The 24430-nt window shown below is 60.6% G+C and carries 24 protein-coding genes; 12 read left to right on the top strand and 12 right to left on the bottom strand.

Going from position 1 to position 24430, the window contains the following annotated elements:
• Positions 1 to 19: 19 nt before the first annotated feature.
• The 4 genes from AC1ROR_RS14945 to AC1ROR_RS14930 form a co-directional block, all read right to left on the bottom strand.
• On the bottom strand, positions 20 to 1219 hold the full coding sequence (locus AC1ROR_RS14945; RefSeq protein ID WP_498589865.1) for a M20 aminoacylase family protein: 1200 nt from the start codon (positions 1217 to 1219) through the stop codon (positions 20 to 22).
• Positions 1220 to 1309: 90 nt separating this feature from the next.
• Positions 1310 to 2494: an LLM class flavin-dependent oxidoreductase gene (locus AC1ROR_RS14940; protein ID WP_498589864.1), complete on the bottom strand. Its 1185-nt coding sequence runs from the start codon at positions 2492 to 2494 to the stop codon at positions 1310 to 1312.
• The gene (locus AC1ROR_RS14935; RefSeq protein WP_498589863.1) at positions 2485 to 3375 is read right to left on the bottom strand and encodes an NmrA family NAD(P)-binding protein; all 891 of its coding nucleotides are present in this window, start codon (positions 3373 to 3375) and stop codon (positions 2485 to 2487) included. Before AC1ROR_RS14935 ends, AC1ROR_RS14940 begins: the two co-directional genes overlap by 10 nt.
• A gap of 7 nt (positions 3376 to 3382) precedes the next feature.
• Positions 3383 to 4450 carry an ABC transporter substrate-binding protein gene (locus tag AC1ROR_RS14930; protein ID WP_498589862.1) on the bottom strand — a complete coding sequence of 356 codons (1068 nt, stop codon included), beginning with the start codon at positions 4448 to 4450 and terminating at the stop codon, positions 3383 to 3385.
• A gap of 358 nt (positions 4451 to 4808) precedes the next feature.
• On the opposite strand from AC1ROR_RS14930, the gene AC1ROR_RS14925 reads away from it, so the two are divergent.
• Positions 4809 to 6116: an NtaA/DmoA family FMN-dependent monooxygenase gene (locus AC1ROR_RS14925; protein WP_498589861.1), complete on the top strand. Its 1308-nt coding sequence runs from the start codon at positions 4809 to 4811 to the stop codon at positions 6114 to 6116.
• Between the two features lie 74 nt (positions 6117 to 6190).
• Here AC1ROR_RS14925 and AC1ROR_RS14920 read toward each other — a convergent pair whose 3' ends face one another.
• Positions 6191 to 7219 (bottom strand): LLM class flavin-dependent oxidoreductase, encoded by a 1029-nt coding sequence (locus AC1ROR_RS14920; RefSeq protein ID WP_080837753.1) that lies wholly within the window; start codon positions 7217 to 7219, stop codon positions 6191 to 6193.
• Positions 7220 to 7657: 438 nt separating this feature from the next.
• Between AC1ROR_RS14920 and AC1ROR_RS14915 the strand changes: the two genes are divergently transcribed.
• From AC1ROR_RS14915 to AC1ROR_RS14905, 3 genes are all read left to right on the top strand, one after another.
• Positions 7658 to 8806 (top strand): mandelate racemase family protein, encoded by a 1149-nt coding sequence (locus tag AC1ROR_RS14915; RefSeq protein ID WP_498589860.1) that lies wholly within the window; start codon positions 7658 to 7660, stop codon positions 8804 to 8806.
• A 6-nt stretch (positions 8807 to 8812) separates the two neighbouring features.
• The gene (locus tag AC1ROR_RS14910; protein ID WP_498589859.1) at positions 8813 to 9442 is read left to right on the top strand and encodes an SGNH/GDSL hydrolase family protein; all 630 of its coding nucleotides are present in this window, start codon (positions 8813 to 8815) and stop codon (positions 9440 to 9442) included.
• A gap of 81 nt (positions 9443 to 9523) precedes the next feature.
• Entirely contained in the window at positions 9524 to 11122 is a 1599-nt protein-coding gene (locus AC1ROR_RS14905) for an ABC transporter substrate-binding protein (RefSeq protein WP_498589858.1), read from the top strand.
• A gap of 379 nt (positions 11123 to 11501) precedes the next feature.
• Here the strand turns inward: AC1ROR_RS14905 and AC1ROR_RS14900 are convergent, their stop codons facing one another.
• From AC1ROR_RS14900 to AC1ROR_RS14885, 4 genes are read right to left on the bottom strand one after another with little or no spacing between them, the layout of a single operon-like run.
• The gene (locus AC1ROR_RS14900) at positions 11502 to 12260 is read right to left on the bottom strand and encodes an ABC transporter ATP-binding protein (RefSeq protein WP_498589857.1); all 759 of its coding nucleotides are present in this window, start codon (positions 12258 to 12260) and stop codon (positions 11502 to 11504) included.
• Positions 12260 to 13096: an ABC transporter ATP-binding protein gene (locus AC1ROR_RS14895; protein ID WP_498589856.1), complete on the bottom strand. Its 837-nt coding sequence runs from the start codon at positions 13094 to 13096 to the stop codon at positions 12260 to 12262. The genes AC1ROR_RS14900 and AC1ROR_RS14895 overlap by 1 nt, the downstream gene beginning before the upstream one ends.
• 4 nt (positions 13097 to 13100) lie before the next feature.
• Entirely contained in the window at positions 13101 to 13988 is an 888-nt protein-coding gene (locus tag AC1ROR_RS14890) for an ABC transporter permease (RefSeq protein WP_498589855.1), read from the bottom strand.
• A complete protein-coding gene (locus tag AC1ROR_RS14885; protein ID WP_498589854.1) occupies positions 13988 to 15010 on the bottom strand; it encodes an ABC transporter permease in 1023 nt (340 codons plus the stop codon). Before AC1ROR_RS14885 ends, AC1ROR_RS14890 begins: the two co-directional genes overlap by 1 nt.
• Before the next feature lie 312 nt (positions 15011 to 15322).
• On the opposite strand from AC1ROR_RS14885, the gene AC1ROR_RS14880 reads away from it, so the two are divergent.
• Positions 15323 to 15955 (top strand): LysE family translocator, encoded by a 633-nt coding sequence (locus tag AC1ROR_RS14880; protein ID WP_498589853.1) that lies wholly within the window; start codon positions 15323 to 15325, stop codon positions 15953 to 15955.
• A gap of 25 nt (positions 15956 to 15980) precedes the next feature.
• On the opposite strand, the gene AC1ROR_RS14875 is transcribed toward AC1ROR_RS14880, so the two are convergent.
• Together AC1ROR_RS14875 and AC1ROR_RS14870 are read right to left on the bottom strand one after the other, a co-directional pair.
• Complete coding sequence (locus AC1ROR_RS14875; RefSeq protein ID WP_035221232.1) at positions 15981 to 16712, bottom strand: FadR/GntR family transcriptional regulator; 732 nt, start codon at positions 16710 to 16712, stop codon at positions 15981 to 15983.
• 117 nt (positions 16713 to 16829) lie between these two features.
• Positions 16830 to 17816, bottom strand: coding sequence for a GlxA family transcriptional regulator (locus AC1ROR_RS14870; protein WP_035221412.1), 987 nt, complete (start codon positions 17814 to 17816; stop codon positions 16830 to 16832).
• A 130-nt stretch (positions 17817 to 17946) separates the two neighbouring features.
• Between AC1ROR_RS14870 and AC1ROR_RS14865 the strand changes: the two genes are divergently transcribed.
• The 7 genes from AC1ROR_RS14865 (at position 17947) to AC1ROR_RS14835 (ending at position 22740) form a co-directional block, all read left to right on the top strand.
• Entirely contained in the window at positions 17947 to 18774 is an 828-nt protein-coding gene (locus tag AC1ROR_RS14865; RefSeq protein WP_498589852.1) for an alpha/beta fold hydrolase, read from the top strand.
• A 26-nt stretch (positions 18775 to 18800) separates the two neighbouring features.
• The gene (locus tag AC1ROR_RS14860) at positions 18801 to 19592 is read left to right on the top strand and encodes an SDR family NAD(P)-dependent oxidoreductase (protein ID WP_035221237.1); all 792 of its coding nucleotides are present in this window, start codon (positions 18801 to 18803) and stop codon (positions 19590 to 19592) included.
• Positions 19593 to 19605: 13 nt separating this feature from the next.
• Positions 19606 to 20091, top strand: a complete 486-nt coding sequence (locus AC1ROR_RS14855) for a hypothetical protein (RefSeq protein WP_035221240.1) — start codon at positions 19606 to 19608, stop codon at positions 20089 to 20091.
• A gap of 168 nt (positions 20092 to 20259) precedes the next feature.
• Positions 20260 to 21555 (top strand): bifunctional sulfur transferase/dioxygenase Blh, encoded by a 1296-nt coding sequence (gene blh / locus AC1ROR_RS14850; protein ID WP_498589851.1) that lies wholly within the window; start codon positions 20260 to 20262, stop codon positions 21553 to 21555.
• Positions 21549 to 21902, top strand: a complete 354-nt coding sequence (gene bigR, locus AC1ROR_RS14845) for a sulfite-sensing transcriptional repressor BigR (RefSeq protein WP_498589850.1) — start codon at positions 21549 to 21551, stop codon at positions 21900 to 21902. Before blh ends, bigR begins: the two co-directional genes overlap by 7 nt.
• Positions 21903 to 21931: 29 nt before the next feature.
• A complete protein-coding gene (locus tag AC1ROR_RS14840) occupies positions 21932 to 22306 on the top strand; it encodes a YeeE/YedE family protein (RefSeq protein ID WP_498590042.1) in 375 nt (124 codons plus the stop codon).
• The gene (locus AC1ROR_RS14835) at positions 22303 to 22740 is read left to right on the top strand and encodes a DUF6691 family protein (protein WP_498589849.1); all 438 of its coding nucleotides are present in this window, start codon (positions 22303 to 22305) and stop codon (positions 22738 to 22740) included. Before AC1ROR_RS14840 ends, AC1ROR_RS14835 begins: the two co-directional genes overlap by 4 nt.
• A 68-nt stretch (positions 22741 to 22808) precedes the next feature.
• Here AC1ROR_RS14835 and gpmI read toward each other — a convergent pair whose 3' ends face one another.
• The gene (gene gpmI, locus AC1ROR_RS14830; protein ID WP_498589848.1) at positions 22809 to 24326 is read right to left on the bottom strand and encodes a 2,3-bisphosphoglycerate-independent phosphoglycerate mutase; all 1518 of its coding nucleotides are present in this window, start codon (positions 24324 to 24326) and stop codon (positions 22809 to 22811) included.
• Positions 24327 to 24430 lie beyond the last annotated feature (104 nt).

Raw genomic sequence — 24430 nt, 5'->3', positions numbered from 1 at the left:
CAGGCTTGTTTTTAAATGTTCAAACGGGCTTCAGCCGGGTTTCCACCAGCCGGGCAAACAGAGTGGCGCCGACGGGCAGAATGGCGTCGTCGACGATGAAACCGGGATTATGGGCGGGCACCGTGCCGGAATGGCCGAGGGTGAAAAACGCGCCGGGCGCGTGTTTCAGGAGATCGGCAAAATCCTCGCTACCCATGAAGCGGCCGGGCTCGGTGGAAACGCGCTCGTCCCCCAGAACCTCACGCGCCACACCGGCGACGATCTCCACAGACGCATCGTCATTGGTGAGAACCGAGAATATGTCGCGAATATCCACCTCGGCGGTGAGGCCGTGCGCCGCGGCAATGTGATCGGAAATCGTGCGGATGCGCTCTCTTATGATTTCGCGCACGCTGTCGGAGAAGGCCCGAACCGTGCCGGCAATCGCGGCCGTTTCGGGAATGACGTTATAGGCCGATCCCGCCTCGATGCGGGTGATCGACAGCACGGCAGGATCGGTCGGCGGCACGTTACGGCTGACGATGGTTTGCAATGCCTGGATCAGTTCACCCGTCGCCGGCACCGGATCACGCGAAACATCGGGGTGAGCAGCGTGGGCACCCCTGCCCTTCAACCGGATGTCGAAGAAATCCGCCCCCGCCAGAATCGTGCCGGGCGAAACCTTCAAATGATTGGGCGCGGCATGGGAGGAATTGTGCAGCCCGTAAATCTCGTCAACGGGGAAGTCCTTGAACAGCCCGTCGGCGATCATGGCGCGCGCGCCGCCGAGACCTTCCTCGGCCGGCTGGAAAATGAACACCACCGTGCCGGCAAAATCGCGGGTTTCCGCCAGATAGCGGGCGGTGCCGAGCAGGATGGTGGTGTGTACATCGTGCCCGCAGCCGTGGAATTTGCCGGAATAGACCGACGCATAGGGCAGACCGGTCTCCTCCGGCATCGGCAGGGCATCCATATCCGCCCTCAGCCCGATGGAGCGGTTGCCCGCATGGCGGCCGCGTAGCACGCCGACCACGCCGGTCTTGCCATAACCGCGATGCACCTCGATGCCCCAGGAGGCGAGCTTTTCGGCAACAATGCCGGAGGTGCGGACCTCCTCGAAACCGATTTCCGGATGCTGGTGCAGATCGTGGCGGATGGAGACGAGTTCGGGAACATAGGTCCCGATCCGGTCCAGGATTTTAGGTACGGGCGTTTTGACGGGATCGACGGCAATATTCACGGTATCTCCTCAGGGCAAAAAATATCGTTTTCGCAATCGGGCGATTGCGAAGTGTGGGTTTCGGGACTGGAAAATGCAGCGGGAGAGGCGTCAGAGCCTCAGGCCCGCCTCCTTCATCAGCGGCAGAATGCGCTCGGCGAAATAATCGAGGTCTTCGCGGAAATCGTAGAAATTCAGCTGAACCCCATCGATCCCGGCCTTTTTCAGGCCGACAAACTGCTCGACCACCTGCTCCGGCGAACCGATGATCTCAATATTGCCGCCAAGATTGCGCCCCTGCTTGTGGCGCGCATCGCCGCGGCCGCGCCAGGCATGGGCGTCGCTGTCGTAATTATTGGTGGCGAAGGCGCGGGTGCCGGGCTGTGGTTTTCCCGCCTCGATGGCATCCGCATAGGCGATTGCCTCCTTCTCCGTATCGCGGCTGACGATGATCGGATTGATGATCGTCTTCACCTGCCGGCCATAGGCCTTTGCGCGGTTTTTAATGTTTGCGACATGATCGGGAAGCGTTTCCAGCGCGCTGTCTATATGCGCGCCACCGGGCGAGGTGACGAAAACCAGATCGGAATGACGGGCGGCGAAGTCGATGCCTGCGGGCGAACCTGTCGCCGTCACCAGCGGCGGGCGGCCGAAAGCGGGCTTCGGCGTGATCCAGCCATTGTTGATCGCCCAGGGATTGAGCTTGCCTTCATAGGAAAAATTCTCGGTCTCACCCCAAAGGCGATGCAGCACATCGAACAATTCGCCCGCCATGTCGTAGCGCTTGTCGTGGTCGATACGCTGCCAGCCAAACATTTCATGCTCGATGGCGCGGTGGCCGGTGACAATATTGATGCCCCAGCGTCCCTTGGCGATATGATCCAGCGTCGCGCCATATTTGGCGAGATGCAGCGGATGCAGCGGCCCATAAAGCACATGGATGGTGGAGATCAGCAGAATGTTCTTCGTGACCGCCGCCATGGCGCCAAGCGCGATGAAGCTGTCGAGCGAGGATTCGCCATCATAACCGCCCTTGGGCAGCCATTGCGTGCGACTGAAGGCGATTTCGAAACCAAGCTCTTCCGCGCGCTTCACCAGTTCGACATTATAATCGAAGGTCCAGCTGTTGCTGGTCGGCAGGCTGGAGAAATTGATGTCCTGCAGATTGAGGAACAGGCCCAGCATCAGCGGCTGCTTCACCGCCCGGCTGAGCGGGCTGTCTTCGAAATCGGCCGGGCTTTTTAGGTCGAGACCTTTCAGCTCGGAACCTTCAGGCAGCGGAACAGTCAACGCCATGTCTTTTCTCCCTCGGAATGATCCTGCGGGGTGGTTGCCAGCCGGACACGCAGATAGTCCTCCACGCTGCGGGGCAACCGGCCGGTAATCTGCTGGACGGTATTGTTGACGGACGCCGCAAGGCCTTTGCGGATGAGTTGGCCGAATTCGCCGATCGCCTTCTGTTCAAACGCGCCGATATGTGGCGGCAAGGCCGGGACGGTATTGTCCGAAATTCCCACGGGCCGATGCTGGATGCGCGCCGCGATGCGAGCGATTTCCAGCGCTGACAGGACTTCACCACCGGTCAGCACCAGGGTGCCGGAAACAGGCGCGCTTGTGGTGAGCGCATGAACCGCGACATCGGCAATATCGTCCGCATCGATGAAGGAGACAGCCGCGTCGCCAAAGCGGGCGGGCACATCCTCCCCCTTGCGCAGCGCGGCGACAACGGGTTCCAGCGCAACCTGCATCCAGGCATTCGGCCGCAGCACCGTATACGCGATACCGCTTGCGGCCAGATGCCGTTCCACCTCGGCATGCGCCGCCCCCGAAATGGAATGTACGGCATTCTCAATGGTCCAGTCGGAGCCGGATATTTTCACGATCCGCGACACACCGGCGGAGAGGGCGGCATCGATGACCGCCTTCTGGTCTGCCGCCAGCGTTTCACCGATGGGGGAAAGCAGAAAGACGGTCCCGATACCGCGCGAGGCCTCCTTCAGGCTGGCCGGGTCGGAGAAGTTTCCCTCCGAGATATCGACCCTGTCGCCCCAGAGCTTGAGCGCATCCTCGCGCCTGCGGGTCAGCACCCGAACCTTCGCCTCTTTCTGCAAAAGACGGCTGACGACACGTCGGCCGAGCTTGCCGGTTGCGCCCGTTACAAGAATGGTGGCTGTCATGACGCCCTCACTTTCCCGCACTGCGTTGCGCAGCATCTTGCTGTAAAGAAAGGGCGCGTGGATCGGCCCAGTCCCGCACATCGAAATCTTCGGGGATAAATTTCCATTCCAGCAGGAAATCCTTGAAGTGGCTCAGCGCATCCAGCTCGGCCGGATCGAGATCGAGCCTCAGATTGCGGTGTACATCCGGGCCATTCGCAGCCAGAACCGCCTCCTCGCTGACGCCGATCTCGCGGGCGATGAAACGCACGGCTTCCGCCGGATTGTCATTTGCCCATTGGGCAACCCGCTGTACGGTGGCGACGAGTTCCGCCACCAGATCGGGCCGCTCATCGGCAAAGGTGGCGTCCACCGTCAAGGGGCGCGGCGTGCCGTTGTTGATGCGGACTTTCGGATCGGGGTGAAACCCCGTCGACACCACGACCTGCGCACCGATGAGATTGGCGACGGTGACGCCTTCCGCGCCCTTGACGAAAAACGCATCGATCTGGCCCCGATGCAGCGCTGCAATCTCCTCGCCATAAGGAAACCGCCGGCGCAGACCATGGAACCTCTCATCCGCTGGACCGAGCAACACCGGCTCTTTCGCCGTGAGATCGACAAGCTCGACATCCGCAACGGCGAGGCCCGAGACCGTCAGCGCCGAAACGATGCCCTTGAGCGATGTCGCACGCTGGAAATCGATGGTTTCATTCGGCCGTTTCGGCTGGCCGATGCGCCGCCCCTTCAGGTCGCTGCCCTTGCTTATTCCGCTTGCCGGCAAAGCGATGACGGCCTGAAACTCATCAGTTCTCGTCAGCCCCACAAGCCGTGTTTTCCGGCCGCCTGATTTCGCCCAGATCGGCGGAATATTGCCGCCCTGACGGAAGGACCAGTCCAGACGATGATCGAAATGGCTCTGGCGAATGGCCGGATCGGCCGCGTCGCGAATGGAGGAAACAGAGATTCCATGGGTGGAGAAACGTTCCTCGATCCAGCCCAGTTGCGCCGCGATGGAAAGCGGCGTGGGCGCCGGGCAGCGTGTGTACCACACGGTTACGGGTTGGGTTATCTGGCGAAGGGCGGCATCAGCCATGGCGTTCGTCCTCGAAATTGCGATCTGGACGGCACGCTACACGCCATAAAATATTTTCTATAGATAAAGTGTACTATTTCAGGCGCGATTGAGGAAATTCGTTTCCATCTTGTGAGCGCTTCGCCAAGAAGACGGAATATCCTTTCGAGAATAGCAAGATTTCGGGTCGGTTTCCCCAGCCTGCCTCACCCATCTCTCACATTCGACCGCCGCTTGGGTGCTGCCACGGATGAAAGTTTTTCTTCTCCGCGCAGCAAGGATTTTTAACTCGCGACCGGCCCCCCGGCTGTTACGCTTCCCGCAATTGCGCCGGTCATATGGGCCGGCAATCCAACAGACCTGAAAGAAACGTGGCAGCATGAGCAAGACCAAACGCCGGCTCAATCTCAATGTCGGCATCAACACCACCGGATACCTCGCCAATGCCTGGAAATACCGGAGCGGAGACCGGCACGACATCAACGACATAGGCTATTATCGCCGGCTGACGGAACTGGCCCACAAGGGCCGGTTCGACGCCGTTTTCCTTTCCGACCATCCGGCATTGCTGACCGACCCAGCAAGCCGCCCGTTTCACACCATCGATCCGCTCATTCTCTCGACATCGCTTGCCGCACAAGTGCCGGATATCGGCTTTGTGGCAACGGTGTCCTCCACCTATAATTCGCCCTATAATTTCGCCAGACGGACCCAATCCATCGACCTCGTCACCGGCGGCCGGCTGATCGTCAACATCGTTTCCTCCTTCAATCCCAATGTCGCCGCCAATTTCGGCAACGATCCGCTGCCGCCGCGCAGCGAGAGATATGCCAAGGCCACCGAATTCCTCGACGTGGCGAAAAAGCTCTGGTCGAGCTGGGATCCACGCCGCGAAGGTGAGGTGCCGGAAGAGCGTTTCTGGGATGCGGCGACAGCCGGAAGCATCGATCATGAGGGGCAATATTTCCATGTCAAAGGCCCGCTCAACGTTCCGCGTGGGCCGCAGGGGCATCCCGTCATCGCGCAGGCCGGCGCCTCCGAAGGCGGCATCGATCTCGCGGCACGCCATGGCGAGATCATCTATTGCAACATCCTGTCCCGCCCGGCGGGTCAGGCCTTCGGCAAGAAGGTGCGTGACCGCGCTGTCTCTTTCGGCCGCGATCCCGCCGGCATCCGCATCGTTCCCGGCCTTGTGGTCATTCTCGGCGAGACCCGTGAGGAGGCGCTGCGCAAGCATGAACTCTTCAGCGGGACAGGCTCTGAAGACGGGCTTCTGATGCGTTTCGCCAAAGAAAACGGTATTGATCCGCGCGACTTCAACCCGGATATAAAACTCGATGGCGAGCGCTTCATTCCCGACCAGAACCGGCAATGGGCCGTTGGCATGGGGCTTGGCCTTTCCGAACTACTGACCCACGAAAAGCTCACCGCCCGTGAGGCCGTGCGCCGTTCCGAGGGGCACCACCGGCTGCTGCTTGGCACGCCGGAAGACGTGGCGGATGGCATTATCGATCTCTGGCAGGACGGCACGGTGGATGGTTACACCCTGCAGCCGCCGCGCGCGCCGGACGATATTGCCGAATTCGTCGAAAAGGTCGTGCCGGTGCTTCAGGATCGCGGTGTTTACCCGCGCGAATACGAAGGCGCGACGATCCGTGACCGCTATGGCCTGCCTTATCCAGATTGATCGGCAGATACGGCACTATTGAAGGTGTCCTCCCGCTACTCCCGCTGGGGCGAGAATAGCGGGAGCGGGACATATTATTGGCCCGTCGCCACTTTCAAAACGGGCCGCCCGCCCGAAAGCTGTGGCAGGGCGGAGGCGAAATCCGTGACGATCTGGCGATAATCTTCCGGCTGGAACTCATAGGGCAGTTCTAGACGGAATTCCGAGACGTGCGGCAGAACGGGATCGCGCGACAGTTTCTCCAGAATCTCGTCCGTCGTTCCAACGATATCAGGCAGGAAAAGCGTGCGGCGCGCGCCATGCGGCGTGGTCGTGCGCCTGTCACGCTCGGCGGCGAATTCCTGATAACGGCGGCGGGTCGCGGGGCTCGCGCTATCGGTCGGCAGGATCACGCGGCCAAGAGCGACACGCGGCTGGCGCTCATGCACCCATTCCTGCCGGAAGCGGCTGACCAATGCCGCCTGCGCGGTCAGAAAATCATCGGTATTTTCGCCGCTGACGATATTCCCCGTCAGAAGATTGAAGCCAGCCTTGCCGGCCCAGCGCGCGGAATTCTGCGATCCGCCGCCGTACCACAGCCGGTCAGTCAAACCCCTGGCGACTGGCCGAAGGCGTGGCACCTGTGCGCCCGCCGCATTGCCCGCTTCCGTCTCGCTGGACAGCGGTTCCGATCTCAAGGCCCTCGCCAGCTTTTCGGCGCGGGCGTGGCTGTAGTCCGCATCGGGAACCGTATCGACATAATCCGAAATGAGATGGGCGAAGGGCGGCGCGCCCACCGAAACCCCGACATTCAATCGCCCACGCGACAGGACATCCACGGTGGCCAGATCTTCCGCCAGCCTGAAGGGATTTTCGTAACCAAGCTGAATGACAGCGGTGCCGAGGCCGATCCGTTTCGTGCGCTGCGATGCCGCCGCGAGGAAAGTTGCCGCCGATGACACGCCCCGTTCCAGATGGCGCTGGCGAACCCAGGCACTGTGATAACCCAGCGCCTCTCCGGCTTCGAAAAGCTGCAGGGTTTCTTCCAGCCCCTCGGCAGGATCATCATCGTGATAATTGCCGGGAACCAGAAAGGCGAAGTGGGAGATATGGGAAAGGGGCATGGCTGTAAGGTCCGGAAATGAGTGTTGAAGCTCAGCAGCGCAGATGCAGCCATCCCCGTTCCGGACAGCCGTTCAATGCGGCGCATACCCACGCAGAATGCATGATGACAGGCACGGCTGGCACGGCATGTTCGTTTATAGTCCCGGCCTTTGTTGAAAGATCATTGCGCGATTCAATAGTCTACTAAAATTATAGATTACCGTGCCCCTCCTTTGAATAGGCCGCGCTCACGCCTCCAGTCAGATTTTCTTTTCCGAAGAAGCAAATATCCCCAGTCGCCCTCTCACATTGAAGAGCTGTGCGACACGGTGCGCAAATGGCCTTGATTTTCCGCACCAACATGTAATACAGATTATCATACATGTTGACAAATAACGCATACATGTATGACATTGCAGCAATCACAAACGCTGCCATACCTGCATGAGGGAGGAATTATGATCATCACCGACGTCGAGGTCCGTGTTTTCCGCACGACGACCCGTCGGCACTCGGACAGTGCCGGTCACGCGCATCCGGGTCCGGCGCATCAGGTGGAACAGGCCATGCTGACCATCCGCACCGAGGACGGTCAGGAAGGCCATTCCTTCACCGCGCCGGAGATCGTTCGCCCGCATGTCATCGAAAAATTCGTCAAGAAAGTTCTGATCGGTGAAGACCATCGCGACCGCGAACGGCTTTGGCAGGACCTTGCCCATTGGCAGCGCGGATCGGCCGCGCAGCTGACCGACCGCACGCTGGCGGTGGTGGACTGCGCCCTGTGGGACCTTGCCGGCCGCTCGCTCAACCAACCTGTATACAAGTTGATCGGCGGCTATCGCGACAAGGTGCTCGCCTATGGCTCCATCATGTGCGGCGACGAGCTTGAAGGCGGGCTGGCGACGCCGGAAGATTACGGCCGCTTTGCCGAAACGCTGGTAAAGCGCGGCTACAAGGGCATCAAGCTGCACACATGGATGCCCCCGGTCAGCTGGGCGCCGAATGTGAAGATGGACCTCAAGGCCTGCGCGGCCGTGCGTGAGGCGGTCGGCCCCGATATTCGCCTGATGATCGATGCCTTCCACTGGTATTCCCGCACCGATGCGCTGGCGCTGGGCCGTGGTCTCGAAAAACTCGGCTTCGACTGGATCGAGGAGCCGATGGATGAGCAATCGCTGTCCTCCTACAAATGGCTCTCCGACAATCTCGATATTCCGGTCGTCGGCCCGGAAAGCGCGGCCGGCAAGCATTGGCATCGTGCCGAATGGATCAAGGCCGGTGCCTGCGATATTCTGCGCACTGGCGTCAACGATGTCGGCGGCATCACCCCGGCGCTGAAGACCATGCATCTGGCCGAGGCCTTCGGCATGGAGTGCGAAGTGCATGGTAACACGGCCATGAACCTGCACGTTGTCGCCGCCACCAAGAATTGCCGCTGGTATGAGCGCGGCCTGTTGCACCCCTTCCTCGAATATGATGACGGCCACGATTATCTGAAATCGCTGTCCGACCCGATGGATCGCGACGGCTTCGTGCATGTCCCTGACCGGCCGGGCCTTGGCGAAGACATCGATTTCACCTTCATCGACAACAACCGGGTGAGGTAACGGGCGATGAAAACGGTGCTCGCCTTCGGAGACAGCCTCACCTGGGGCGCGCACCCGGCCACGGGTCTGCGCCACCCTGCCGAACACCGCTGGCCGGAGGTTCTGGAGGCCGCGCTTGCCGGGAAGGCTAAGGTTCACCCCGAGGGGCTTGGCGGGCGCACCACCTGTTACGACGACCACGCCGGCCCGGCCTGCCGCAATGGCGCGCGGGCGCTGGAAATCGCGCTGTCCTGCCACATGCCGCTCGATCTCGTCATCATCATGCTCGGCACCAACGACATCAAGCCGGTGCATGGTGGGCGGGCGGAAGCTGCGGTTTCCGGCATGCGGCGGCTGGCGCAGATCGTCGAGACCTTCATTTACAAACCGCGCGAGGCCGTGCCGAAACTGCTGATCGTCTCCCCGCCGCCCTGCGTCGCAGGCCCGGGCGGAGAACCGGCGGGCGGGCGGGATATCGGGCAATCGCTGCGGCTTGCGCCGCTTTACAGCAAACTCGCCACCGAACTCGGACATGCCTTCTTCGATGCCGGGTCGGTGGCCAGCGCCTCACCGGTGGATGGCGTGCATCTGGATGCGCCGGCAACGGCGGCAATCGGCCGGGCGCTCGCAGCTCCGGTCAGAGAAATTCTTGGCTGATCCTGCAACGCCCGAGGAGGAACCGGGCGTGTGGATCAAAACGTGGAAAGGCCGTATGAACCGGCCGTATTGGGAGGAAAGATGAAACATTTTCTTGCAACCGCAGCACTTGGCGCATTGCTGATCGGCGCTATGCCGCTCAGCGCCTTTGCCGAAACGCCGAAGGACCAGCTCATCGTCGCCACGACCATGAGCAATATCCTCACCCTCGATCCCGCCGCCATTACCGGCCGCGAGACCGTGCAGGTGCTGAACAATGTCTATGACACGCTGGTCGTGCTTTCCCCGAAAGACCGCAGCGTTCAGCCACGCCTTGCCGAACGCTGGGAGATTGCCGAAGACCGGAAATCCATCCGTTTCCATCTGCGCGCCGATGCCAAATTCGCGTCCGGCAATGCCGTGACGGCCAAGGACGTGGCGTGGAGCCTGAAACGCCTGCTCGCCCGCAACCTGGCGCAATCGTCCTTCCTGAAAACCCGCGGCTTCAAGCTCGAGGAAGCCGACAAGCTGTTCATCGCCGAAAACGACCAGACCTTCGTGCTGAATATCCCGAAGCCCGACGACCCGAACCTGCTGCTCATGATCCTCGCACAGAACGGCCCCGGCTCGATCATCGACAGCAAGACGGCGCTTGAGAACGAGAAGGACGGCGATCTGGGCGGCGCATGGCTGACGCTGAATTCCGCCGGCTCCGGCCCCTTCAAGCTGACGCAGTGGAAATCCAACGAATATATCATCCTCACCCGCAACGACGATTATTGGGGTGAGAAGGCCAAGATGAAGCGCATCCTGATGCGCCATCTGCCTGAATCGCAGTCGCAGCGGCTGATGCTGGAAAAAGGCGATATCGACGTTGCCTATTCCCTGCAGGCCCCGGACCTGAAATCGCTCGAGGCCGACAAGGCCGTCACCATCGAATCCACACCCGGCTCCGGTTTTTATTATCTCAGCGTTTCGATGAAGGATGAGAAGTTCGCAAACAAGAAGGTGCGCGAGGCCCTGCGTTACCTGATCGATTACGACGGTCTCGACAAGGCGGTCATGCCCTATTACGGCAAGCTGCATCAGCGCTCCCTCAGCACCGGTGTCATGGGCGCGCTGCCGGATCAGGGCTACAAGCTCGACATCGAAAAAGCCAAGGCGCTTCTGGCAGAAGCCGGTTATCCGAACGGTTTCAAGACGACGCTGCGCGTACTTTCGGAAGACCCCTTCATGAAGGCGGCAACGGCGATCCAGAACACGCTGGCCCAGGCCGGCATTCAGGCCGAACTGATCAGCGGCTCCGGCGACCAGATTTACGGCGCGATGCGCGAACGTAACTTCGAACTGCTGCTCGGGCGCGGTGGCGGTGGCCAGCAGCCGCATCCCGACAACAACCTGCGCTCCATCGCCTATAATCCCAACAATGCCGATGACGCCAAGCTCACCAATTACCAGAGCTGGCGCACCAGTTTCTTCGATGAGAAGCTGAACAAGATGATCGAGGCGGCGCTGGTCGAGCGCGACGTGGCGAAACAGACGAAGTTTTATGAGGACCTGCAGGGCTATATGGACGAGATCGTCATGTCCATTCAGCCGTTCTCCGAAGTCATCGACACCGCCGCCTTCCGCAGTGACGTCAAGGGCATGATCGTCAGCCCCTGGCTTTCGCGGTTTGAAGAGGTGAGCAAGGAGCGGTAATTCGCCGACACAGCGGTTACTCAGGAAAAGGCGCGGCTTACCCCCGCGCCTTTTTGTTTGCGTCAAGACCCCGTAGAACTGCTCCGATGGGCAAAACATATCGCTTCCGTCATTCCGGCCTTGAGCCGGAATCCAGCCGCCGTGCGTCTGCACGGCGGAAAGAGTCCTTTCAGCCCAAGGACTTGGGCTGGCTGGATGCCGGATCAAGTCCGGCATGACGGAGGAGAGGCTCTGTTTGTCAGCAGCCCAAGGCCCGATCACCACCGGTCTTTTCTATTTGCGGCCATCCCAAAAAAATGCCCGGCAGGGAGGCCGGGCAAGGAAGGAGGATGTTATTATCGTGACGCCCCGGAGGAGGACGGTCACGTTCTTGGAGCCGTCACGCGCCTTCATATTCCAGCGAAGCGCCGATCAATTCACGCGCATAGGGATGCGTCGCGCCATTGCCGGCGATGGCCTCGCGCGGCAGGATTTCGGTGATCTCGCCGCGCAGCATCACCGCGAAACGGTCGCACATGTGATCGACCACGGCGAGATCGTGGGTCACCATGATATAGGTGAAACCGCGCTCTTGCCGTAGCCGCTGCAAAAGATTGAGGATTTCCGCCTGCACCGAGACATCGAGCGCCGAGGTCGGCTCATCCAGCAGAAGCAGCGACGGTTCGAGGATCAGCGCACGGGCAATCGCCACACGCTGCCGCTGGCCGCCGGAAAGCTGATGCGGGAAACGATCGAGAAACGATATCGGCAGACCGACATCGGTGATGACCTTGCGCATGCGCTCTTCACGGTCGCCGAGCTTGTGGATCGCAAGCGATTCCGAAAGCACGGTGCGCACCGACTGGCGGGGATGTAGCGAGCCGTATGGGTCCTGAAATACCATTTGCAGCATGCGGCACCGCTGGATCAGCGGCATGTCACGCACCGACCTGCCGTCGATGAGGATGTCGCCGGTCCAGAAATCGTTGAGCATGGACACGCAGCGCAGCACGGTGGATTTGCCCGAGCCGCTTTCGCCGACCAGCCCGAAGCACTCGCCCGGCTCCACCTTGAAGGAGACGGAGGGCAGCACTTTCAGCGCCGTATGGCCGCTGCCGAAGGTGATGGAAAGATCGCGGATTTCGACGGAAACGGCCATTATACGTTCTCCTCCAGCCATTCGGGGCGGCGATCCAGCACCGCAAGCGGCGCACGCGTGCCGCCTATGCGCGGCTGCGCTGCCAGCAGGCCGCGCGTATAGGGGTGCTGTGCCTGATCGAGATCGCGTGCGGCGAGCGTTTCCACCACCCGGCCGGAATACATGATGAGCACCCGGTCGCAGAAATTGCGCACAAGATTGAGGTCGTGGCTGATCATGATGAGGCCGATGCCGCGATCGCGCACCAGACCGTCGAGAATATTCAGCACCTGCAGCCGCACCGTCACATCGAGCGCCGAGGTCGGCTCATCGGCAATGACGAGATCAGGATCGGCAAGCAGCATCATGGCGATCATGACACGCTGGCCCATACCACCCGAAATTTCATGCGGATATTGCTCGTAAACACGCGCGGCATCGCGGATTTTCACCGCATCGAGCATGGCCAGCGCCTTTTCCCGAGCCTCGGCTTTCGAGGCCTTGAAGTGGCGAAGATAGGTTTCCGTCACCTGTTCGCCAACCCGGCGGATGGGATTAAGGGAGAATTTCGGATCCTGAAGGATCATCGACATGCGCCGGCCTCGAACCTTCAGCATCTCCTTCTCATCGAGCGAGAGAAGATCGAGGCCATCGAAATTCAGCCTGTCGGCGGTGATTGTCGCCGATGGCAGAAGGCGCAGCAGGGCACGGCCGACGGTGGATTTGCCCGAGCCGCTTTCGCCGACGATGCCGAGCCGTTCCCGCCCGAGCGTGAAGGAGATGCCGCGCACCGCCTCGGTTGCTGAGCCGCCGTAACGAATGCGGAGATTTTCGACGTCAAGGATTGGTTTTTCCATGGTCTTATCTCCGGTTCATCTGCTTCGGATCAAGCGCATCCCGCAGGCCGTCGCCGAGAAGGTTGAAGGCGAGGCTGACGGAGAGGATCGCAACACCGGGGAAAGTCACCAGCCACCAGCTATCCAGCATGTAACGTCGTCCCGTAGCGATCATCGCCCCCCATTCCGGCAATGGCGGTTGCGCGCCGAGGCCGAGGAAGCCGAGGCCGGCGGCGGTGAGAATGACGGTCGCCATGTTCAGAGTCAGGCGGATGAGGACCGAGGGCAGGCACATGGGCATGATCGACTTGACGATGATGCGCAGCGGCGATGCACCCTGAAGCCGCGCGGCGGCAATATAATCCGCCTTGCGGAAGGTCATGGCTTCGGCGCGGGCAAGGCGCGCAATCGGCGGCCAGGAGGTGAGCGCAATCGCGATGATCGCATTGTTGAGGCTGGGCCCGAGTGCTGCGACAAAGGCGAGCGACAGGATGAGGCTCGGGAAGGACAGGAAAATATCCGTGATACGCATCATCACCGTATCGAACTTGCCGCCGAGATAACCGGAAGCCGTGCCGACCAGAAGGCCGACGGGGCCGACGATGATCGATACCAGCGAGATGATGGTGAGTGTGATGCGTGCGCCCCAGAGAAGGCGGCTATAGATATCGCGTCCCAGCTCGTCCGTGCCGAAGACGTGGCCATTACCCGGCGCCTGCAGCGTATTGGCGAGATCCTGCGCATAGGGGTCATGCGTCGCAAGCCAGGGCGCGAAAATCGCGGCGATGACGAGCAGCAGCAGCACAGCCAGACCGAAGGCCGATGTCGGGCTTTTCAGGAGGAAAACGACGATGTTCTTCAGCGCGTTCAAGGGCACCGGAAGGCGGAAGGAGGTTTCTGTACGGGCCGTCATCAGCGGGTCCTCGGATCGAAAAAGCGGTAGAGAATGTCGGACAGGAGATTGAGCCCGATGAAGATGACGCCGACGATGAGAACGCAGGTCATCACCGCATTCATGTCGCCGATAATAAGATTGCTGGTGAGATATTGCCCGAAACCCGGCCAGGCGAAGACGGTCTCGATTAGAACCGCCCCTTCCAGCAGCGAGCCGTAAGCAAGCGCAATGATGGTGACGAGCTGCACGCGAATATTGCCGAAGGCATGCAGCCACACCGTCTGCCGCTGCGACAGGCCTTTAACGCGGGCGGTCGTCACATATTCCTGGCCCAGCTGGTCCAGCATGAAGCTACGCGTCATGCGGGTGATGTAGGCCGAGGAGGAATAACCGAGCAGAGCGGCGGGAAGGATGAGGTGGTTGATGGCCGACCAGAAGACCTCCATGTCACCCGCCAGAAGACTGTCGATGAGCAGAAAGCCCGTCCGCTCCTCCACCAGACCGATATAGAACTGGTCCATGCGGCCACCGCCGCCGACAAGGCCGAGATGGGCGTAAAAAACGATCAGCGCGATCATGCCGGTCCAGAAGATCGGCATGGAATGGCCGAACAGGCTGAGCACCCGCACCAGATGGTCCTGCCAGCGATCCTTGTTGACGGCGGCATAAACGCCCATGGGAATGCCGAGGCCGGCGCCGATCAGGATCGCGAAGGTCGCCAGCTCCATCGTCGCCGGCATGACCCTTATGATGTCTTCGATGACCGGGCGGCCGGTGCGGATCGAGGTTCCGAAGTCGCCGGTAAACACGTCTCCCAGATAATAGAAGAACTGTTGCCACATCGGACGGTCGAAACCGAGCGCGTGATAGACCTGTTCATAGGTTTCGCGGGTCGCATCCTCACCCACGATCGCCCGCACCGGATCGGCGGGCATCAGGCGACCGATAAAAAAGGTCAACAGCAGCAATCCAAGCAGCGTAACCGCAATACTTCCGATCTGGCCGGACAGACCATACAGCGAAAGGCGTCTTTTTGGCATGATTCCTCCCTTGCCAGAGATCGACTGCGCAAGTGACAAAGGCGCAATCATGTCTGACAACTATACGAAAGTTGTCACAGGTGTTGGAGGCTGTCAAGCGCATCCCGGTCAAATCCGTATCGGCCAAGTTCCGAAGCATGTGCACGGGACGGAAATTCCGCACCGGGATCACGATGCTTTCGCTTCTGTCCTAGGGGAAATGACCTGTGTTGCTGCGACCGCAAAAGCCTGTATTCTCCCGCCTTGCGGAATGCACGGATGCCTGCCGCAGCTATGATGCCAATGACATCCGCGTCTTCAGAGGAGGAAAATATGGCTGACATGACGCTTCTGGCATTTGCCCTCGTCGCTTTCATCGGCATCGCGACGCCAGGCCCGACCGTTTTGCTGGCGCTCTCGAATGGCTCGAGATTCGGAATTCGCCGCGCTTTGACCGGTATGGCCGGCGCGGTTCTCTCCGATTTCGTCCTGATCGGTGCGGTTGCGCTGGGATTGGGGGCTTTGCTTGCCGCTTCGGAATTCTGGTTCGGCGTCGTCAAATGGGTCGGCGTCTGTTATCTGGCCTTCCTCGGCATCATGCTTTTACGCTCAAGAGGCACGCTTGATGGGCTTCAATCGGCGGGAGCAGACGGAGCCGTCTCCACGCGCGCGATTTTCTTCAAAAGCTTCCTTGTGGCGGTGACCAACCCCAAGGGATACCTGTTCTTTTCGGCTTTCCTGCCGCAATTCATCGATCCGGCGGCCCCGCAAATCCAGCAATATGCGGTGCTGGCGCTGATCTTCGCCGGAATCGATTTCATCGTGATGTGCGGATATGCCCTGCTCGGCACGCAGGCCGTCAGGTTATTGCGAAAATCCGGAGCACTGTGGCTCGACCGGGTTTGCGGCGGGGCGATTTTGACGCTTGCCGCCTCCCTGGCTTTCTATCGGCGGGCAAACGCTTAACCCGCTGAGAAAAATCGTCTTTCTGTCAATCAGCGGCAGCGGTGCGGGAGCGCAGAAGCACCTTGTAGCGCTCAAGACTGCCGCGCAGATGCGCCGCCATATATTGGCGCGCGGCATCGGCATCACCTTCGATGATGGCGTCGACGATCCTCGCATGCTCCTCCTGGAGATGCAGGTTGTAGTCCTTCGGACGCGACCCGGGCGCAGCACCCTGCAATTCGCCGCGGGGAATGATGCCGGAGCGAATGAGCTGAAGAAATTCCGGAAAACGCCTGTTCTGCGTCGCCTGTGCAATGGCCAGATGAAACTCGAAATCGGCATCCCGTGTCGGCAATCCGGCCGCGAGACAGTCGCTGACACGCCGATGCGCATCGACAATCGCCTCCACCTGCACGGCGGAACGGCGCGATGCCGCAAGCCCGGCGGATTCAACCTCGAAAACGGTGCGCAATTCCAGCAACTCAATCACTGAGGAAATCCGCCCCACGGCGAGATCATTAAAAGGCACCTCCTTGGCCGGTTTCGCCTCCACGGCAAACACACCTGCCCCCTTGCGGGCCTCAACCAGACCATCCGCGCGCAGAATGGCGATGGCCTCCCGCACCACCGTGCGGCTGACCGAATACTCCCGCGTCAGCGCGCTCTCGCTCGGAAGACGATCGCCGGGGCGGAACACGCCCTCCGACAAATCCCGCCGCAATGCCGAACTGATCTTCGCCGCAAGCGATATTTGCTTGGTGCTGCTCTCAACGTCCATTTCGGCCCACCTGTTTCAAACTTGTCTGGCATGTTAACAAACACCCGCCACATTGCAAGAGCCGGACGTCTCGACAGTTTCCCCGGCCAACAGGGTTATCGGTGCTGCAGGATATCCTCAGGCAGCCGCCATGGCCGAGCTGGTGGAGAAGCGGCTTCTATATTCACCCGGTGAGAGGCCGAGAATACGGTGGAAGACCCGGCGAAAGGCCGCTGAATCCTCATAACCCACCGACCATGCGATCTGATCGACCGAACGGCGAGTGAATTCCAGCAATTCCCGCGCCTTGCCAACGCGCAGGTGCTGAACATATTCGATGGGCTTCATGCCGGTCGCCGCCTTGAAGCGGCGCAGGAAGGTCCGCTCCTCCAGCCCGGCATGGCCCGCCATGTCGGTAACGCTCGTCGCCCGCCCGGCGCGGGCCTGCAACCAGTGCTGCACCTTCAGGATCGGCTCGTCGCCATGCGTCAGCCGCGGGGCGAAGCTGCTATAATGGCGCTGTTCACGCCCCGAGGGGTCGATCAGCAGGAATTTGCCAGTCTCGATCATCACCGAAGGCCCGAGCAGCCGGTCGACGATGCGCAGGCCAAGATCGGTCCAAGCCATCAGCCCGCCAGCCGTGATGATATCGCCATCCTCGATGACGATCTTGTCTATCTCCAGCCGGATATCGGGAAAGCGGTCACGGAAACGTTCGGCAAACAGCCAGTGGGTCGTGGCCGGGCGGCCGGACAGGAGGCCGGTCGCGGCGATGATGAAGGAGCCGCCGCAACTGGCGGCCAGCGTCGCGCCCTGCGCATGCCGGTCCAGCAGCCAGCGGGCATAGGGCTCGGCCTCATCGATTTCGGCAGGCCCGGTCAGTCGGCCGGGCACGACGAAGATATCGGGATGTCCCGGCCTGTCGGGCTCGGTGTCGTGACAGCGCGAAAACTCACCGCCCTCGCCCATGCTCCAGTGGCTAACGCGCAGTTTCGGTCCGCCGCGATCCTGTGAAAACACCGACGCGATGGCGAAAAGATCGGTGATGCCGTGCACCATGGCGACCTGACAGTCCCGATAGAGAACCAGACCGACTTCAATCGCGCTTCCCGCTACACCCGCCATGCCCCGCATCCCCCGTTTTGTCAGTTTCGGCTCGTTTTCTGTCAGAAGCGCCAATCCAGCCCCGGCTGCGTCAAGAGTATCTCTATTCCCACGGGACGCAAGCAAGCTCCCCGCAACAGGAGAGAGAGCCATGACAACGATCACCACCAGAGACGGAACGCATATTTTCTACAAGGACTGGGGCCCGAAAGACGGCCAGCCCATCATCTTCTCCCATGGCTGGCCGCTCAGCGCCGATGCCTGGGATGCGCAGATGGTGTTCTTCGCTAATAACGGTTTCCGCACCATCGCCAATGATCGCCGCAGCCACGGCCGCTCCGATCAGGTCTGGCACAACAATACCATGGATCAATATGCCGACGACCTGGCCGAGCTGATCGAACAGCTCGATCTTCACGACATCATTCTGGTTGGCCATTCCACCGGCGGCGGCGAGGTCACCCGCTATATCGGCCGCCACGGCACGGCCCGCGTCGCGAAAATCGCCCTCATCGGCGCGGTTCCGCCGCTGATGCTGAAGACGGAAAGCAATGCCATCGGCCTGCCGATCGATGTTTTCGACGGTATCCGCAAGGGCACCTATGATAATCGCAGCCAGTTCTTCAAGGACCTGACCATTCCCTTTTACGGCTACAACCGCGAAGGCGCCGTGATATCCGAAGGCATCCGCGAGGAATTCTGGCGGCAGGGCATGATGGGCGGCCTGAAAGGTCAGCTCGACAGCATTCGCGCCTTTTCGGAAAGCGATTTCCATCAGGACCTGAAGGCCTTCGACAAACCGACGCTGGTTCTGCACGGCGATGACGACCAGATCGTGCCGGTGGGCGCTTCCGCGCTTTCCACGGTCAAAATCGTCAAACATGCGGTTCTCAAAATCTATGAGGGTGCCGACCATGGCCTGACGCAGACCCATCAGGACCGGTTCAACGCCGACCTTCTCGCCTTCATCAACGCCTGAAACCACCAGATACAGGAGACACGGACATGACACGGAATACATTTCTCATCACCGGCGCATCGGACGGCATCGGCGCGGTCTATGCCGAACGTCTGGCAAAACGCGGCCATGATCTCATTCTCGTGGCAAGGCGTGCCGAAAAGCTGAAGGCTCTGGCAGCACAGCTGGAAAAGGATCATCACATCGCAGTCGAGGTTCTCTCCGCCGATCTTTCCAGGGCGGAAGACCTCGAAAAGGTAGAGGCGCGGCTGCGTGAGGACCGACGGATTACCGGTCTCGTCAACAATGCCGGCATTGCCGGTGAAGGCGCGATCACGGCGCTGGACCCGGCCTATGTGACGACGATGATCAACCTCAACATTCTTGCCGTCACCCGGCTTGCGGCCGCCATCGCACCGCGCCTTGCCGCCGATGGCAAGGGCACGATCATCAACATCACCTCGGTCACGGCGCTGATGCCGGCGGCATTCACCGCCGTCTACCCGGCCACCAAGGCCTTCGTGCTTGCATTCACCGAGGCGCTGCAGGCGCAGCTTTCACCCTCCGGTGTAAGGGTTCAGGGCGTCCTGCCGGGCATCACCCGCACGGCGATCTGGGAAGAGGAACGGCTCGACGCCATTCCGGCCGCCATGGTCATGGATGTTTACGAGATGGTGGATGCGGCCCTTGCCGGTCTCGATCTCGGCGAGGTTCTGACCATTCCTTCCCTGCCTGATACGGCCGATCTTGAAAATTTCCTTGCCGCCCGCGCGGCATTGAGGCCCAATCTGTCGCATGCACTTGCCGCCAGCCGGTATCGTGCAACTCAAACCGAATAGAGGGAGACGCATCATGATCCTCGGACTGACCATTCCCCAATTCACTGCATTGCACGTTGCCCTGAGTTTCATCGGCATCGCAACCGGACTGATCGCCCTGCCCGCTTATGCGGCAGGGCGGTGGATGCCGCGCATGATGGCGCTTTTTCTCATCACGACGCTCGCCACCACGCTCACCGGCTTTCTGTTTCCGATCGGCAACTTCACGCCTGCACTCGGCGTCGGCATCATTTCGACCGCCATTCTGGCGATCGCGCTGGTGGCGCTCTATGGATACGGTCTCAATGGCAGGGCGCGCATCATTTATACGATCACCGCCACGATGGGCCTCTATCTGAACATGTTCGTGCTGATCGTTCAGGCCTTCCTCAAGGTCGAAACGCTGAACGCTCTGGCACCGAACGGCAACGAGCCGCCGTTTCTCGTCGCCCAGACGGTTCTGCTCATCGCGGCGATCTGTCTTGGCTGGAAGGCGACACGCCGCAGGCTCGTCGCCTGAGACCAGCCGCCACGCAAACCGGCTTCAGGCAAACACACCCCATACCCGCACAGCGCCGGGCATGGGGTGTGTTTTCCGATAGGCATTTCCGATGAAATGCGCCTCTTGCGGCCAGTCAATATACATTATACAATAACGTATATTAATTTAGAACAACAGGAGATGCCGATGAACGCCGTCAGGATCAACGAACGTCTGACAGTCGCAGGCCAGCCGGAGATCACCGACTTTCCATCGCTCTCGGCTCAAGGATACAAAACCATCATCAATGCCCGACCGGATGGCGAAGAGCCCGGCCAGCCGGGCAATGCGCATGAACGAAGCGCCGCCGGCGCGGCGGGTCTGGCCTATAGTTTCATTCCGGTCAGCGGCCCGACAATGACAGAGGCCGATATTCGTGCCTTCCAACAGACGATGGCTGAAGCCAAGGGTCCGATATTCGCCCATTGCAAGGGCGGCACCCGTGCTCTCACGCTCTACGTTCTCGGCGAAACGCTGGACGGGCGCATGGAGCAATCCGAGATCGGGGCTTTCGGCAAGGAGCATGGCTTCGACCTTTCCGGCGCCGTTCGCTGGCTGGAGCGGCGGGCTCTGGCAAAGCCGCATGTGAAGGCTTTCTTCGATCCGCGTACATCGAGCGTGCAATATATCGTTTCGGATCCTTCGACCGGGCGCAGCGCCATCATCGATCCCGTCTATGATTTCGACGAGAAATCCGGCGCGACCGGAACGATGAATGCCGACGCCATTCTGGACTATGTGAAAGAGCAGAACCTGACGGTGGAGTGGATTCTCGATACGCATCCCCATGCCGACCATTTTTCCGCCGCCCACTATCTCAGCCAAAAAACCGGCGCGAAAACGGCGATAGGTGCCAGGATCACCGGCGTACAGAAACTCTGGCAGGAGAAATACAACTGGCCCGGCCTTGAGTCCGACGGCTCGCAATGGGACCGGCTGTTTGAAGCGGAAGAGCGTTTCAGCATCGGTTCGCTTGAAGCCCGCGTGCTGTTTTCGCCCGGGCACACGCTGGCCTCCGTGACCTATGTGGTGGGGGACGCCGCCTTCATACACGATACTCTGTTCATGCCCGATTCCGGCACGGCGCGGGCCGATTTTCCGGGTGGCAGCGCAAGAGAACTCTGGACCTCCATCCAGGACATTCTCGCCCTTCCAGACGAAACGCGGCTTTTCACTGGCCATGATTACCAGCCCGGTGGCCGCGCCCCGAAATGGGAAAGCACGGTCGGCGAACAGAAGCGCAGCAATCCGCATCTGGCCGGCATGACGGAAGAAGGCTTCATTCAGCTTCGTGAGGCCCGGGATCGCACCTTGCCGATGCCGAAACTTATCCTGCACGCCTTGCAGGTCAATATTCGCGGCGGGCGCCTGCCGGAGCCGGAAGCCAACGGCAAACGTTATCTGAAATTCCCTCTCGACGTGCTGGAGGGCAGCGCATGGTGAAGCAAAACACGCTGAAACTGCCCCTGCACATCAATGAAATCCCGCTTCCCGAGATGGAGGAACGTGCCGTCGAGGTTGCGATACTTTTGAAGACACTCGCCCATCCGGCGCGACTGATACTCGCCTGCACGCTGGCGCAGGGGGAGTTTTCTGTCGGTGAACTCGAGACCAAGCTGGATATCCGCCAGCCCACGCTCTCCCAGCAGCTCGGGGTGTTGCGAGAGGCCGGCATCGTCGAGACCCGACGTGACGCCAAACAAATCTTCTACCGGCTGACGGAGGAAAAAGCGGCGCAGTTGATCGCGGCCCTTTATTCGATTTTCTGTGCGCCGGAGGAAAACCCGTGACGCCCTATTTGCCCTCGCTTTTCGGCGGCATGCTGCTTGGTCTTGCAAGCCTCCTCCTGTTTTTCTTTAACGGCCGCATCGCCGGTATCAGCGGTATCCTGGGCAATGTGCTTGGAAGAGAGCGGCGTTTTACTGATCTGGCATTCGTGGCCGGTCTGTTGGCCGGGCCTTATCTTTATGCCATCACATTCAGCCAGTTTCCTGCCCTCACCATAACAACACCGTGGCCGCTGATCCTCATTGCCGGTCTGCTGGTCGGTTTCGGCACACGCATGGGCTCCGGCTGCACTTCCGGTCACGGCATCATGGGGCTGGCGCGATTTTCCCGGCGCTCCATCGTCGCGACCGTAACGTTCCTGATCACCGGCATGCTCGCCGCGACGATAACGGGAGCCCTCTCATGAAAAATCCAGCCATTGCGCGTGCCGCGCTGGCACTCGCGGCAGGAGCGCTGTTCGGCTTCGGCCTCTCCCTTTCCGGTATGATCGATCCGGCACGCGTTTCAGGTTTTCTCGACGTGGCGAGCGGCCATTGGGATCCTAGCCTGATGTTCGTTCTCGGCGGCGCGCTGCTGGTCGCGGTACCGGGCGTTCAGCTACGCCGTTTCCTTGCCAAACCCGTCCTCGGTGAAGATTTCAGCCTTCCCTCGAAAACGCGCATCGACCGGCCGCTGGTCGTGGGTTCGGCTATTTTTGGCACAGGCTGGGGGCTTGCGGGCTTTTGCCCCGGCCCTGCAATCTCGGCCTTTGCTCTGGGACTGCTGCCGGTCATGCTCTTCGTGGCGGCGATGATTACCGGCATGCTCATCCACGACCGCATCTACGCCAAACAGCGATAGACTTCTTAATTCGATGCGCATGAAACGGCCTGCGCGGAAGCGGAAAACTCCCGCGCAGGCGCGCCCTATTACAGATCGATCAGGCTCTTGCCCGTCATTTCCGCTGGCAGCGGCACGTTCATCAGTTGCAGCAGCGTCGGAGCGACATCGGCGAGAATACCGCTATGCAGCTTTGCACCTTCCGGTCCGCCATACAGGATCACCGGCACCGGATTGGTTGTGTGCGCTGTGTGCGGTCCACCGGTCACCGGATCCACCATGGTTTCGCAATTGCCATGGTCGGCAATCACCAGCATGGCGCCACCCACCTTGTCCAGTGCTTCAACGACGGCGGCAAGCCCCCGGTCCACGGCTTCGCATGCCTTGATTGCGGCTTGCAGGTCGCCGGTATGGCCGACCATGTCCGGATTGGCATAATTGGTGACGATGAGGTCGTAACCTTTGCCGATCGCCTCGACGAATTTCTCCGTCACTTCCGGCGCGCTCATTTCCGGCTGCAGATCATAGGTCGCAACCTTCGGAGACTTGGGCATGAAGCGGTCTTCGCCCACTTCCGGCTCTTCCTTGCCGCCGTTGAGGAAGAAGGTGACATGCGGATATTTTTCCGTCTCGGCCAGGCGGAACTGCCGCAGACCCTGCTTGGCCACCCAGGCGCCCAGCGTATTGACGATATCGCGCTTGGGGTAAGCCGTCGTCATGAAGGTGCTGTGGCGGGTGGAATATTCCACCATGCCAAGCAAGGCCGAAAGCACGGGCTTTTCGCGCGCGAACCCGTCGAAATCATCTGCGCCGATGGCGAGCAGGATTTCGCGGGCGCGGTCGGCGCGGAAATTCAGGCAGAAGAGACCGTCACCGGCCTTGAACCCCTGATAGTCGCCGATCACCGTCGGCAGGATGAATTCATCGGTGACGTTGTTTTTGTAGCTTGCGGCCACAGCGCTCACCGCGTCCGGCGCATGCTCGCCCTTGCCGAGAACCATGGCGTCATAGGCTTTTTCAACGCGTTCCCAGCGATTGTCACGATCCATTGCATAATAACGGCCGATCACCGTGCCGATGCTGGCGCCCTCAGGCAGGCTGGCTGCAAAAGCAGTGACGAAACCCTCTGCCGACTGCGGCGCGACATCGCGGCCATCGGTGATGGCGTGCACAACGACCTTCAGCCCCAGATCGGTCATCAGCTTCACCGCCGCCTGACCGTGGACGATGTGGCCGTGAACGCCGCCATCCGAAACAACACACATCAGATGCGCCACACCGCCAGCTACCTTCACCTTGGCGGCGAAATCGAGAAGCGCGGCATTCTGGAAAAAGCTGCCATCCTCGATCGCTAGGTCAATCTGGCCGAGGTCCATGGCGACGATGCGGCCTGCGCCGATATTGGTGTGTCCGACTTCGGAATTGCCCATCTGGCCGCTGGGCAGGCCCACATTCGGGCCGAAGGTGGTGAGCGTCGCATTCGGGCAGGTGGCAAAAAGCCGGTCCATGGTGGGCGTGTTCGCCAGCACCGGCGCGTTGCTGGATTTGTCCTCGCTCAGCCCCCAGCCATCGAGAATAGTCAGGACAACGGGTTTGGGAGTGCTCATGAAAGGACCTTCTTCTTCATTCGGTTGCCGGCGGACAGCGAAGCGCTGGGCACCGGAGCGCCCCCGTCCGCCACTATGATCATGATGAGAAAACACGGCTTCTC

The sequence above is a fragment of the Agrobacterium sp. GW821-FHT14E08 genome (assembly GCF_058803865.1).
Note: the sequence above shows the minus strand (reverse complement) of the source record. Positions and strands in the feature narration are given on the sequence as shown.